This is a genomic window from Methylobacterium sp. J-026, from assembly GCF_022829585.1.
In the GTDB taxonomy this organism is placed as follows: Bacteria; Pseudomonadota; Alphaproteobacteria; order Rhizobiales; family Beijerinckiaceae; genus Methylobacterium.
The window spans coordinates 54,304-66,217 of record NZ_JAKSYC010000050.1; the positions used below are offsets into that span (position 1 = coordinate 54,304).

Sequence of the window (11,914 nt, forward strand, 5' to 3'; positions counted from 1 at the left end):
ATTGGCTGCTGAACGAGACCGCCGTCTCCGCTGGTGTCAAACCCGTTTCCGCGCACAGGATTGATGACGGATACATAGGTCGTTCGCCGCGGGCGCACGGCGATGCGAGCGCGAGCGGCCGACGACGACGCAAGGATGGTGGCGCTGAAGTTCGGCTCAGATGGCAGGGGATTGGATCGCCCGGCGATGGCCCCGGAGCGCGCCGACGCGGTGATGCGCTCACAAGCCCAGGGCGCGCTCCTGCTCCGCCCAGGATGCCGGCAGCTCGGCCAGATGCCGGACGCCGATGCCGCGCGGCAAGCGCCCGTCGACGATGGCCCGCACGATCCGCGGGGCGAGATGGGCGAGCGGCAACACCATTCGCACCGCGCGCTCGCTGCAGCCCTCGCGTAGGGCGATGGCCGCGGTACCTGCCGCCTGCGCCGCGACGAGGTCGTCGACCCAGCTGCGGCTGCGAGCGATGGCCGTGAGGATGCGCGCGCGGTCCTCGACCTTCATCGGTCGCAAGCCATCTCGCTCAACCCCCGGGGGCACGACGATCTCCCGGCGCCGGCGATACCCCGCCGGCGACCAGGGGATGCGGATCGGATCACTCTCGTGCCCATCGACCAGCTCGATCAGCAGCGCGTCGGGATGGACCGTCACCCGCGCGAGGTGGGTCGCGATCACCTCGGCGTCACTGAGGCTCTCGGAGGCCGGAGCGGATGGCGATGCGGACGCGGCGGTCGAGAGAAGCGTCGCGCGCAGCGCCTGGACTACGCTGGCCTCGAGCGCGTGGGCGGCGATGCGCTGGACCGCGCAGGCTGGCCGTCCCCGGACCGCCGCCCGGCTGACGTAGTACCGGTAGCGCCGCGCGCCCTTGGCCGTGTGGCTTGGGGTCATCGCTTGGCCATGCTCGTCCCGGATGCGCCCAAAAAGCAGGTGCGCGCCCTCCCGCCGCCGGGCGGTATGTGCGTGATGGTTGGCTGCCAGCTGCGCCTGCACCGCGTCGAACGCCGCCGGTTCGACGAGGCCAACGTGCTGGCCCTCGTGCACGTGGCCCCGGTGACCAAGCCGGCCGACGTAGATCGGGTTGGCGAGGATCTTATACAGGTGCCCGCGGGTGAACGTCCCGCCCCCGACCGACTTACCCTTGCCGTCTCGGCGCTCGGGCACGCGGATGCCGGTGGCCTCCAGTTCGGCGTGCAGCGCGCTGACCGTGCCGAGCGCGCGGTAGCGGGCGAAGATCGCGCGCACGACCTCGGCCTGGTCCTCGACGATGTGCAGCGCGCGCGCCTCGACGCGGTAGCCCAGCGGCACCACCCCGCCCATCCAGATGCCCTTGCGCTTGGACGCGGCGATCTTGTCGCGGATGCGCTCGCCGGTGACCTCGCGCTCGAACTGGGCGAACGAGAGGAGGACGTTGAGGGTGAGGCGCCCCATGCTGGTGGTGGTGTTGAACGCCTGGGTCACCGACACGAACGAGGTGCCATGCGCGTCGAACAGCTCGACGAGCTTGGCGAAGTCGGCCAGCGCGCGGGTGAGGCGGTCGACCTTGTACACGACGATGACATCGACCCGGTGGCCGCGCACGGCGTCGAGAAGGCGCTGCAGCGCGGGACGGTCGAGAGTGCCGCCGGAGTAGCCGCCGTCGTCGTAGCGTTCGGGCAGGAGACGCCAGCCCTCGTGGGCCTGGCTTCTCACGTAGGCTTCGGCAGCCTCGCGCTGGTTGTCCAGCGAGTTGAACTCCTGCTCCAGCCCGTGCTCGGTCGAGACCCGAGTGTAGATCGCGCAGCGCAGCGCCGGGCGGGAGCCTGAGGGGGTATGCTGTGCAGCGTTCGCCGAACGACGCAATTTAGCGCTCACGCTGGGGCCCTCCCCTCAACCCTTTCTCGCCCGGCCTCCGTCGCCGCCTCGGCCCGCTCGCGCAGGCCGAAGAAGCGGGGGCCGTTCCACTTGGTGCCGGTGATGGCGTGGGCGACGCGGGACAGGCTGGGGTAGGTCGCCCCATCCCAGGCGTAGCCGACGTCGAGCACGGTGACGGTGTGCATCCGCCCGCGCCACTCGCGCGACAGCTGTACGCCGGGGGTGTGCCCGCGCCGGTCCGGCACCGGGACGGCGATGGCGGTCGGGGTGACCGCGGCGCCAGGTTCAGACGTGACACGTCCGGCCCCCGTCCCCCGCCCGGCCGCGAAACGGCCGAGAGCTTGCGCGGTGTCGCGGTCGAGGCCGCCCAACGCGCGAATCTGGAGACGGTGGGCGAGGATACGGGCGCGCAGGGCGGGGGAGAGGCCGGGCGGAGCGGCGGAACCGAAGTCCCGCCGCCAGCGCCGGGTGAGGCTGGCGGCGTCGAGGCCGGCCAGCTCGTCGAGCGCGGCGGCGAGCCGGTCGGCGGCGGGGGCAGCCCCCGTCCCGACCACCGCCGCCATCGACTGCGCCGCGGCGGGCGTGCGCTCCCCGCCCATCAGGCTGCCGCCGGGGTTGCGCCAGCGGCCTCGGCCGCCGGCGTGCGTCGGGGCTTGCGCGCCCGGGGCGGGGCGGGGACCGGGGTCACAGGCGCAGGAATGCGGTAGGCGGTGGCGGCGTCGGGGCGGGCGGCCTTGAGCAGCGCTTGCCCGCCGGTACGGATTCGCGAGAGGGCGGCGCGGGTCGTGTGGGGCAGCCAGCCGGTGGCCGCGGTCAGCTCGGACAGCGTCGCTCCCTGCTCGCGCTTCAGCAGCGCCAACACCTGCGCCTTCTTGCTCGAGATCGCAGTACCGGCGGGATCGGTAGGTGTGGCGGCAGGGGCACCCGCGACCACCTTGGCGGCGCGCGGCGGCTTGGGCGGGGCGAGGCCGATGGCCCGGTATCCCGCGGGGGTGAGGCGGTGCGGGCCACCCGCCTCGGCGGGTGCAATCACAAGGCCATCGCGCAGGAAGCGGCCGAGCAGCCGCGCGTGGGTGGCGGGCTTCATCGCGGCGGGGCGCGTTAGGCGGCCTCCGTCCGCAGCGGCGGCCTGCAGCAAGCCAGCTTCGGTCCGGTTCAGGGGGACGGTCGTTGGGGCGGCGGCGGTGATGGCAGCGGCATTCGTGGCGGTCATGGTGATCGTCTCCGTGGCGGCGGGCGAGCCCCGCCACCGGCCTGACCCCGCGATCGGCTCCGCGACGGGCCGGCGGGGTGAAGCGAGGAGACCGCGTGTGGCGATCGCATGGGGACGGCCGCGCGCGAACAGACGGTTAGTCGCCGGGAGCGGTGGCCTCGGCGACCTTTCGGTTGATGTGGCCGATGAGACAGATGGCGCCGTGCAGGGTCTTGGCCTCGCTGAGGGGGACGTCGAGGTCGAGGACGATGCGCACGGCCTCGCGCTCGGAGTCGGCGCAGACCAGGGCGGCCTTGGCGAGGGCGGCGGCCTCGGTCAGGCGGGCGCTGATGGCGGTCTCGCCCGCGGCCACGCTCTGGCTGGTCTCGTTCGTATCCGCCCGACCCGTAGTCGTCTCGCTCATACCGTCACCCCAAGCGCGTGGCTGCCTCGGCCCGCGGCTGCGTCGGGCCGCTCAGCACACACGCTCTGTTGGCGGCGACAGTCCAGTCGGAAGTACGGGATCGCGCCGACATTCGCGACGTAGCGCGGGAATGCCTCCGGCAACGCGAAAAATTGACGCGAAGCCGCGGTCTGGAATGGCAGGGTTTGGCCGAAAGCCGCCGGTCCGCTTTCTGGCGCGCGATGACCTAACCGGACATTCCCCGTTTACAGCCGCGTTTTGTCGACACTTGAAAGGCCGACACGCTTTGCCGTCAGAAAATAGCCCTTTCAGGCGCTCGCCAACAGGCACAAGATTTTCGTCAGGAAAACGATCGTTTTCCGTGCACGACCGATCGTGTTACCCGCCGTTGCGTTCCAATATGGCTTGCGCAATGGAACGACGTAGCTGGAACTGAGCCGTGCCGTGCACCCGCGGCGCCTGGGCCTGTCGCAAAGGCGATAACGCCGGTTTTCACGAGTTATTAGCCCTACCTGCCCAGCTGGCCGCCTCCGCCTCTGAGCCATCCCATGATCCTTAACGCACCTGACCTCAAGTTGAAATGAGAAGCCGGCGGCGACTTCAGAGGCCGGCACTTCGAGGCCAGCCTGATCGTGCAGGCGGTGTCCTGGTACCTGCACTACGCGCTCAGCTACCGCAGTATCGGAGAGATGCTCCCGGAACGTGGCATGAAGATGGATCACTCCACCATCAACCGTGGGGTGCTGGCCTACGCGCCACCATCGAGCACCGCCTACGCCAGTTCCGCAAGCCGAACTGCAGGTCTATGCGCGTGGACGGAACCTACATCCGCGTCCGGGACCAATGGCGGGATCTCTAACCGCGCCATCGACAAGCACGGCGAGGCAGTCGACTTCCTGCTCAGCCGTGGCGCTGCCTGCTAGGTTAGATCCCGACGCTCACCGCGCCCGCTTCCGCTGCCTGTCTCACGGTGGCTCCGCTCCGAAGCGCCATGGCTATCGCGGTCGACGTGGTGTCGACGGCAAGTGCCCGATCCTCTCCGTGGTCATAGGGGCTATTCTCGCCGGAACTCAGCCTTGCGTGATAATAGTCCGGGAAACTCTTATCCATCCGCAGCTTCAGCATGTTTGTGGCAGCATGATAGTCGTCCTCGAAATTCCTAGCCTTTGCCGATGTTTCCCCGACGTAAACCCCCGCCTCTTTCTCCTTAGCCATAGAGGTGCTTCTTTGCTCATCTCCGCTGCCGAGGAAGCACTGAATGATCATGGAGATCAGCCAACTGATGATGTTCATCGGGGGGCTCCTGAGCGGGCAGCAGCGGATGCGCCCTGTCATAGAAGACAACGCATCCCGACAGGCTTCGGACGCCGAGGTGATGTCATGACCGCCACTCACCGGGAGGCCTGCTGATGTCCGAGACTGCCCGCATGCCCCATCCCGGCCAGACCTCGGCCGAGCGCCGCGCCCTCGACCGGATCGGCTGCGGCAAGTCCCCGGGCTGCTCGGCAAAGACGCTGAAGGCCCTGCTCGATGCCGGTCTGATCGTCGACCACGGCGGAGAAGTCCGGCGCGACGCCTTCGGGCTCTACAAAGTACCGTCCTATGGCATGCCGCTCCCGGTCCACTACCAGTGGTGCAGCGCCGCCGCCTTCACCGACGAGGAGATGGAAGCGTTCGAGGCCGAGATGTGCGCCAGCCATGACCGCCTCGCGCCAGCGCGCCCGCGAGTGGGAAATTTTGGCATCAAGCCGGTGCAGCAAGCCCGATGACGTCCAGCGAGTACCGCAACATCCCTCTACAGGATGCGCAGACCTCGGGCCGCGATCTCTGTTGGCACACCGCGACGCTTAGGTCGCCTCGTTCGCGCTTGCCGCTTCACGTGAGCCTTGATCTCGCTTCTCGTTCGCCGAGGTTCGCGGTGCTGACTTGCGGTCCAGGCGTAGTTCATCACCACCGTAAGCAGCATGGCGTTCTGGACCATTCTCGCGTTCAGCCGAAGTGCTTCATCGGCCAACCGGCCCATCTCGTCGTAGAACATTTTTTTCTCCGATCTGGGCTCTGGCAGTTGAGGCGCCCCGAGATCCAATCCGCTCACGCGACGGCGTATGTGAACGGCCCGTCCTGCGGCCCAACTTGGGTTCGATCCCCGAGAACTCTTCGGCCAGAGGCGATGATCTGGACAGTCTGTCGGCTATCGCAGGCAGTCCGCGCCATGACCTCTAAATCGCGCAGATATGAGACTAGCAACCCGTGTGGAACCTCATCTGTGTTAAGAGCCTCGCCTACTTTGGACGACACCTTACGCTCAAGCTCGGTCCAGAAATCTGCCGAAATTAACATTTCTTGCATTGTGACAACTCCCCGACGCGAAAATGTCAGGTTGATTTCTTGCACCTTTATTTGATGCCCATCCGGTCAAATGACAGTTGGAGTGATTAAATGCGTAACGCTACTGTTCGCGACGAAGTCGCCTTCGCCGCCGGTATCAAGCCGGTCCGGCAGACGGCGCTGACCGCCGCCGTCACCCTGGAGACCCATGAGGGCTCAACCTGTGTCCGGGATTGTACCGCCATCCAGGCGTTGCAAGACTTCGCCGAAGATCTTGATGTTCCGGTGCTCGGCCACCTGAAACCTCGGTGGGCAGATTGCAGCCACACGAGGCTTATACCGATTGACCCGCCACCCACTTCTCGCGGGTGACGGGGCGAAATGAGTGATTAGCGACCCATGCTGCCGGACGAGCTGCCGGTTCCCTTACCCATCGAACCAGACGTTCCGGTCGAGCCGGTGCTCGTCGATCCAGAGTTGCCCGCACCCATGCGGCCCCCCGTGCCGCTCCCGTTGTTCATCTGACCGCCGGTGCTCATGCCGGTGCCAGATCCACTACCTGCACCCATCGAGCCGCCTGTTCCTGTGGAACCGCCGCTCATGCCAGTTCCGGCACCACCTGCACCGCCGCCGGCAGCTCCGCCCTGGGCGAGAGCAAAGCTAGCGCCGCCGGTAAGCAGAGCTGCAGCGATCAAGGGAACGCATAAATTTCTGACGTTCATCTCAAAACCCAACTTTTGTTTGTAAGTAGATCCCAGACAGGATCTTGCCCAATAAACTATCAGCATCAGGAAATGTTCCTGTTTTTCGTAAGCCTCACATTGTTGAAAGATGGTGCTAAACTGAGCTTGAACTAACCTATGTGAAAGTACGGCTCTGCCACCGGTCTAGGTCCAAACATTGGTTACGAGACGCGCCGTACCTTTGTAGCCGTCCACGCCCCACCCCGAGCGGTCGGGATGCCCCGCGCGTTCAGCGCCGCCGCGATCTGGCGCAGCGGGACCGCGCCCTCGGCCCGCACGGCGGCTATCACTGGGGCGAGGTCCCGGGCCCGCTCCTCGGGCCGCCGGGTCTGTCGCGCCCGCCCGCGCACTTGGCCGGCCTCCCGGTTCGATAGGTTCTCCGGCTTGCCTAGGTGCACGCCGTGCGCCTTGGCGGCCGCCAGCGCGGCTTTGGTGCGGGCCGAGATCATCTTGCGCTCGGCCTGGGCGACCACGGCCATGATGCCGACCACCAATTGGTTCGCCTCGGGCATGTCGGCCGCCACGAACCGGACGCCGGCCTCCTGCAGGTTCAGCAGGAACGCCGCGTAACGGAACAGCCGGTCGAGCTTGGCGATGACCAGCGTGGCCCCGGGGAGCCGGCAGAGCGCCATGGCCTCCGCGAGGCGAGGGCGGTTGTCGCGGGATCCGCTCTTAACCTCGACCAGTTGTAATCGGGGCAGATTGCCGGGCGGTCAGGCCGTTGCGGCGTTTCTGACGAGCGTTTAACCGGATGAAACACCCGCCCGCGAGGGCGCCAGAGACACACAGAGGCTTCCCCGCGGCCGCGCTCGCGCCTATCTCAGGACTATCCGCTGCGGACGCGGTCGGGAGGTGCGCGAGGTCGGCGTGCAATCAGCCGGCAATCTTGGCCGGTCGTATAAGGCGGACTTACGGAACGTCCCGATCCTGTTCACGCTTGGACGCCCGTAGGCTGAGCCTCACCAAGTGACGACCAACCTATATGACAATCGTTGAATTGATCCGTGCCTTTGGCCGCGACCTCCCGGTCGGCATCCTGATTACGGACGCATCCATAGAGCGGCCGGGCCCGATCATCGTCTATGCCAACTCGGCCTTTGGCCGGCTTGTTGGACGCGATCCAGATGAGATCATCGGGCAGAGCCCCCGCTTCATGCAGGGCAAGGAAACGCGTCAGGCGACTCTCGACGCCTTTCATCGGGCCCTGAGGGCCGGTGAACGCTTCCACGGGTATCTGACCAACTACCGAGGCGACGGCACCAAATACCGGGCCGAGATCGATTGCCGGCCATTGCGCAACGTGTGTGGTGAGATCGAGGGCTTCATCTCGTTCGAGCGTGAGGTGGCGCGGCGCATCGGACGCCCCTTTGAAAGCCGTGGGGGGCGGTATGAAGCAATCTCCATAAGTAATGATTTGTTAGGGGACGCTTTGCGCAGTTTGGGTGTTTTCAGCTCCGGAGATGCAAATTCCCGCCCGCCACAATCGGCAGCACTGTTCTAATCATCGCTACAACACTGAAATCCCGTCATTTGTTGTATTTCTTCCGACACAGTAACAAGATGTTTTTAAGCAATAAGTAATAAATTGGTACTATATCAAGCACAGGAAAATGTGATTACGTCGCGACTTATTGCCAGCGAGTAGATCAAGCCTGATCACGGGCCATGGCCCTGTCATATCGGACAAGACGGACTTCTGCCGAGGCGGCATCTCGGGAGGAGGCCGGTGCAGGGGTTCGCCACACCCTAGGACATGAGGCGACCGCAGCCAGTACGTGGACGGCATGAGGGAGCAACTTATGGTGTCGGCCGCAGAAACTGAGCGTCTTGATGCGCTTCGAAGGTTCGACCTCTTGGATACGCCCCCAGGAGAAAGCTTCGACCGCATCACGCGTATGGCGAGCCAGATATTCGGCCTGTCAATCGCCGCCGTCTCTTTGACTGATAGCGACAGACAATGGTTCAAGTCCAGGATCGGAGTAGAGCACTGGTCGGTCACGCGCCAAAAGGCACCGTGTTCTCAGGTAGCCGAGAGCTGTGATTTGTTGGTGATCGAGGACTTCCTGACGGACCCCTACTATCACGACAGCGCTTTGGCAAAGGCCGGCGTCCGTTTCTATGCCGGTGCCCCACTTGTCACGCGAGACGGTTTCGGCCTCGGTGCCATGTGCGTCCTGGGGACGTCGCCTCGGCAAGCACAACCGTCAGAATTGGCGGCGTTGCGCGATCTCGCCGCCATGGTCATGTCGCAGATCGAGCTGCAGCATGCCTTCGGACGCATCGACCCTATCAGTGAACTGCCGAACCGAACGCAGTTCATCGATGACCTGAGCGACTTTGCTCGTGATCATACGCCTGGAGAACGGCGGATCGCGGTCCTGGTGGATTTGATCTCCGTCGATCAGATGAACCATGTCGTGCGCGTCATGGGACAGGCTGCCATCGACAGTATGGTCAAGGCAGCCGCGCGCAATTTCCGGCTTTTGATCGGGCCGCAGCGGAAAGCCTACCACGTCGGCGCCACACAACTGGCAGCCCTGGCTCCCGACGGAATGGATGAGGTCGCATACAGCGATCTCTTGACCGTCCGGGCCGAGCGGCTGCGCAAGCTCGGTGGGCCCGACGCGATCGGCACGACCGTGATTGGGGTTGCCCCTTTCGCCCTTGGCGATCTACCTCCGACCGATGTGCTGAGGATCGCTCAGGGAGCGGCCCAGGATGCGCGCTCAAAAGGCAAACTCTTCCAGATCCACTCGAACACGCTGGATAACGCATCCCAGCGAAGCTTCACGCTGCTGCGCGACTTCGAGGCGGCTTTGCAAAGCCCCTCCGGTTTCCGTCTGGTCTATCAGCCCCGCGTCGACCTGACCTCCGGGCGCTGTGTCGGGGCCGAGGCGCTGATGCGGTGGATGCATCCGACGCTTGGGCCGATCTCGCCGGGTGAGTTCATCCCGTTGGTCGAGCGAATGGCCCTAGCCACGCCAACGACCGCCTGGGTGCTGGAGACGGCGGTCTCGCAGATGGCCCGGTGGCACGCGGCCGGCATGGAGCTGATCGTCTCGGTCAACATCTCCTCGACCAACCTGCACGAGCCCGATTTCGCTTCTCGTGTCAGCCAAGTCCTGGCTCGACATGGTGTCTCTCCCGAGTTCCTCGAACTGGAAATCACCGAGACGACGGTGATGAATGATGCCGAGCAGGCCTTACGTCAGCTTAAGGACCTCGCGGCTGCCGGAATTCGGTTGGCGATCGACGACTTTGGTACTGGGTACAGCAGCCTGTCCTACCTTCAGCGGCTGCCGGTGCACGTCGTGAAGATCGATCGCTCCTTCATGGGTGATCTTGATACCGACCCGCGTCAGCTCTCGCTGGTCACGATGATGGTCTTGATGGCGAAGCATCTCGGCCATCGTGTCGTCGCGGAGGGCGTCGAAACGCAGGAAGTGCTCGACCAGCTCCGATTAACTGCGTGCGATGAGGTGCAGGGTTACTTCTTCGCTCGTCCTATTCCAGCCGATGAATTCATAAAATGGACGGAGACCCGAGCCTCTAATTTGGCGGTTGGCTGATAGCAAATTCCACTGTGATTGGCTTTTCTAGAGCAGCGTTCGATCGGAAGAGCCATGGTTTAGCGGAGTCGCGATGATACGCTCGCTTTGAAACTCCCCGGTCGGACGCTTCCTACGGATTGTCGAGGCCAACTTTGCAGCTGGTCAGGCTTGAAGTGGGTCCGCGAGCGGTTCGATACGGAGGGCATCACCCGGTTTCGTTGAAGCAGCGGTGGCTGGAGTGCTCGCGCGAGCGGACACGAAACCGTAGACCTGCTCCGGCAACCGCCCGCGCGGGAGGTCGTCGACTTCAAGGCTTTGTTGGTGGATCTGCGCGCCCAGCGGCGAGCTGGTCGAGAAGTCGAGCAGAAGGCCGTCCGCGAGGACGCCAGAGACATACCGCTGCTCCCCAAGCTGGGCTCGGGGTCCATCTCGGGCGCACCAGCCGCGGTACGGTTGGGAGTGCGCGAGGGCGGGCGAGCCGTGATGGTATGGCCGCCCCCGTCGCCTTGATGGGTTCGCCCGCGGGCTTGGCCTGGATCAGGCGACTACGCGGCAGATCGTGCAGAAGGTCTTCGTCGACATGCTGGTCCGCTCCGATGACGAGCGCATGGGTGAAGCGCGCAGGCAAATGATCGTACCCTCTGCGTAGACGCCTCGCCGCGTATCCCGCATCAGCAAGGCTTGCTCCTCACGGAGGCAGCACATGCCGGTCGCGATGCATTCAATCCCGCGCAGCGAGGGATTGCGCGAACGCCAGTACCTTCCGGCGGTCTGAGGCGTGTTTCAGTCTATCCCATAGCCGTAGCATCTCAGAAGCGTCATTAAGGTCTGCCAGCGCCTCAGGCCCATCGACGAATGCGGTCTCGGGCTTGCCGAGCGCAGCAGCAATGCGCTTCAGGATGTTGACGCTTCCGGCATCGTCTTCCTCGCAGTGGCGACGCAAAGCTTCTCGCAAAAAAGTCTCCACGCGCTACTTAGATTGCGGGTAGACAACAGTTAGAGCGAGATATTAAGCTCAGCGCAACGTCATTTGATGGATTTGGGGTTGGAGTATTAATTTATATGTCGGGCGCTGTCTATTTAGAGTTAGCTACCTCGGACAAGAGAGGCGGTACTTGCGGGAGGGCAGGATGAATGCGCCCAACGAGTTCGAGGCGATGATAGAAGCCTGCATCGCCAACCACGCTGAGATCATGCAGCACGGTTCATCTGAGATGAAGACCGCCTCTCGCCTGCTGCTCTATGCGCTTGGGGAGGAAGTTCGACGCCGCGGCCGCGGCGCGACCGTAGCGGCTAATGATGACGGTTAGCCTTGAGCCCTGGGGGTTAATCGTGACAATCCTTAACCCAGGTATGATTGCGGCGCTGATATAACCTTTAGACCTGACTGATCGTCAGCCGCTCCGAAACAGGTGCTGCCGCCTGGGAGAGCCGTGTGCTTCCGCCTGCAACGCGAGGCGATGCCTCGATGGCTTCGAAGCTTCCCCACGTCCTCTATCCGCTCATCCGCAAGCTGGAGAGCGTCAGCCGCCTCTCGGATGAGGAGCGGCATGCGATCGAGAGCCTGCCGGTCCGGGTGCGGACCCTGTCGGCCCGACAGGACATCGTGCGGGAGGGCGATCTCGCGACCCAGTGCTGTGTCATCCTGGAAGGCTGGGCCTGCCGCTATAAGTTCCTGAGCGAGGGGCGCCGCCAGATCTTCTCGTTCCACATCGCGGGCGACACCCCGGATTTGCAGAGCCTGCACATCCCACTGATGGACCACAACCTCGGGACGATGACCCGGGCAACAGTCGCGTTCATCCCGCACGAGAGCATGCACGATCTCACG

13 protein-coding genes and 1 pseudogene are annotated in these 11,914 nt (G+C 64.6%); 7 read left to right on the forward strand and 7 right to left on the reverse strand.

Features of this window, described 5'->3' with window-relative positions; translation table 11 throughout:
• Positions 1–219: 219 nt before the first annotated feature.
• The 4 genes from MKK69_RS03380 to MKK69_RS03395 all read right to left on the reverse strand — a co-directional run bounded on the left by MKK69_RS03380 (position 220) and on the right by MKK69_RS03395 (position 3,461).
• Complete coding sequence (locus MKK69_RS03380; protein ID WP_243965455.1) at positions 220–1,845, reverse strand: recombinase family protein; 1,626 nt, start codon at positions 1,843–1,845, stop codon at positions 220–222.
• Positions 1,842–2,444 carry a DUF2924 domain-containing protein gene (locus MKK69_RS03385; RefSeq protein WP_243965457.1) on the reverse strand — a complete coding sequence of 201 codons (603 nt, stop codon included), beginning with the start codon at positions 2,442–2,444 and terminating at the stop codon, positions 1,842–1,844. Before MKK69_RS03385 ends, MKK69_RS03380 begins: the two co-directional genes overlap by 4 nt.
• On the reverse strand, positions 2,444–3,058 hold the full coding sequence (locus MKK69_RS03390; protein WP_243965458.1) for a DUF3489 domain-containing protein: 615 nt from the start codon (positions 3,056–3,058) through the stop codon (positions 2,444–2,446). The genes MKK69_RS03385 and MKK69_RS03390 overlap by 1 nt, the downstream gene beginning before the upstream one ends.
• Positions 3,059–3,194: 136 nt before the next feature.
• Positions 3,195–3,461, reverse strand: a complete 267-nt coding sequence (locus tag MKK69_RS03395; protein ID WP_243965460.1) for a hypothetical protein — start codon at positions 3,459–3,461, stop codon at positions 3,195–3,197.
• 548 nt (positions 3,462–4,009) lie between these two features.
• On the opposite strand from MKK69_RS03395, the pseudogene MKK69_RS03400 reads away from it, so the two are divergent.
• A pseudogene (locus MKK69_RS03400) lies at positions 4,010–4,366 on the forward strand (DDE-type integrase/transposase/recombinase); the annotation flags it as partial.
• A gap of 19 nt (positions 4,367–4,385) precedes the next feature.
• Here MKK69_RS03400 and MKK69_RS03405 read toward each other — a convergent pair.
• Positions 4,386–4,754 carry a hypothetical protein gene (locus tag MKK69_RS03405; protein WP_243965461.1) on the reverse strand — a complete coding sequence of 123 codons (369 nt, stop codon included), beginning with the start codon at positions 4,752–4,754 and terminating at the stop codon, positions 4,386–4,388.
• A 116-nt stretch (positions 4,755–4,870) separates the two neighbouring features.
• Between MKK69_RS03405 and MKK69_RS03410 the strand changes: the two genes are divergently transcribed.
• A complete protein-coding gene (locus MKK69_RS03410; RefSeq protein WP_243965462.1) occupies positions 4,871–5,230 on the forward strand; it encodes a hypothetical protein in 360 nt (119 codons plus the stop codon).
• Between the two features lie 26 nt (positions 5,231–5,256).
• Here the strand turns inward: MKK69_RS03410 and MKK69_RS03415 are convergent, their stop codons facing one another.
• The gene (locus tag MKK69_RS03415; RefSeq protein WP_243965464.1) at positions 5,257–5,499 is read right to left on the reverse strand and encodes a hypothetical protein; all 243 of its coding nucleotides are present in this window, start codon (positions 5,497–5,499) and stop codon (positions 5,257–5,259) included.
• A gap of 401 nt (positions 5,500–5,900) precedes the next feature.
• Here MKK69_RS03415 and MKK69_RS03420 point away from each other — a divergent pair, with 401 nt between their 5' ends.
• Positions 5,901–6,161 (forward strand): hypothetical protein, encoded by a 261-nt coding sequence (locus MKK69_RS03420; protein ID WP_243965466.1) that lies wholly within the window; start codon positions 5,901–5,903, stop codon positions 6,159–6,161.
• 532 nt (positions 6,162–6,693) lie between these two features.
• Here MKK69_RS03420 and MKK69_RS03425 read toward each other — a convergent pair.
• The gene (locus MKK69_RS03425; RefSeq protein ID WP_243965467.1) at positions 6,694–7,164 is read right to left on the reverse strand and encodes a recombinase family protein; all 471 of its coding nucleotides are present in this window, start codon (positions 7,162–7,164) and stop codon (positions 6,694–6,696) included.
• Positions 7,165–7,514: 350 nt separating this feature from the next.
• Here MKK69_RS03425 and MKK69_RS03430 point away from each other — a divergent pair, with 350 nt between their 5' ends.
• The 4 genes from MKK69_RS03430 to MKK69_RS03445 all read left to right on the forward strand — a co-directional run.
• Entirely contained in the window at positions 7,515–8,033 is a 519-nt protein-coding gene (locus MKK69_RS03430; protein ID WP_243917792.1) for a PAS domain-containing protein, read from the forward strand.
• Positions 8,034–8,331: 298 nt separating this feature from the next.
• Entirely contained in the window at positions 8,332–10,101 is a 1,770-nt protein-coding gene (locus tag MKK69_RS03435) for a putative bifunctional diguanylate cyclase/phosphodiesterase (RefSeq protein WP_243965468.1), read from the forward strand.
• Positions 10,102–11,213: 1,112 nt separating this feature from the next.
• Entirely contained in the window at positions 11,214–11,393 is a 180-nt protein-coding gene (locus MKK69_RS03440) for a hypothetical protein (RefSeq protein ID WP_243965469.1), read from the forward strand.
• A 158-nt stretch (positions 11,394–11,551) separates the two neighbouring features.
• A partial coding sequence (locus MKK69_RS03445) for a Crp/Fnr family transcriptional regulator (RefSeq protein ID WP_243965471.1) occupies positions 11,552–11,914 on the forward strand: 363 nt, incomplete at its 3' end.

Excerpts from the sequence above, each read along its gene's own strand:
- MKK69_RS03385 (WP_243965457.1), bottom strand. The coding sequence starts at position 2,444 with ATGGGCGGGGAGCGCACGCCCGCCGCGGCGCAGTCGATGGCGGCGGTG.
- MKK69_RS03390 (WP_243965458.1), bottom strand. The coding sequence starts at position 3,058 with ATGACCGCCACGAATGCCGCTGCCATCACCGCCGCCGCCCCAACGACC.
- MKK69_RS03395 (WP_243965460.1), bottom strand. The coding sequence starts at position 3,461 with ATGAGCGAGACGACTACGGGTCGGGCGGATACGAACGAGACCAGCCAG.
- MKK69_RS03405 (WP_243965461.1), bottom strand. The coding sequence starts at position 4,754 with ATGAACATCATCAGTTGGCTGATCTCCATGATCATTCAGTGCTTCCTC.
- MKK69_RS03410 (WP_243965462.1), top strand. The coding sequence starts at position 4,871 with ATGTCCGAGACTGCCCGCATGCCCCATCCCGGCCAGACCTCGGCCGAG.
- MKK69_RS03415 (WP_243965464.1), bottom strand. The coding sequence starts at position 5,499 with ATGTTCTACGACGAGATGGGCCGGTTGGCCGATGAAGCACTTCGGCTG.
- MKK69_RS03420 (WP_243965466.1), top strand. The coding sequence starts at position 5,901 with ATGCGTAACGCTACTGTTCGCGACGAAGTCGCCTTCGCCGCCGGTATC.
- MKK69_RS03425 (WP_243965467.1), bottom strand. The coding sequence starts at position 7,164 with ATGGCGCTCTGCCGGCTCCCCGGGGCCACGCTGGTCATCGCCAAGCTC.
- MKK69_RS03430 (WP_243917792.1), top strand. The coding sequence starts at position 7,515 with ATGACAATCGTTGAATTGATCCGTGCCTTTGGCCGCGACCTCCCGGTC.
- MKK69_RS03435 (WP_243965468.1), top strand. The coding sequence starts at position 8,332 with ATGGTGTCGGCCGCAGAAACTGAGCGTCTTGATGCGCTTCGAAGGTTC.
- MKK69_RS03440 (WP_243965469.1), top strand. The coding sequence starts at position 11,214 with ATGAATGCGCCCAACGAGTTCGAGGCGATGATAGAAGCCTGCATCGCC.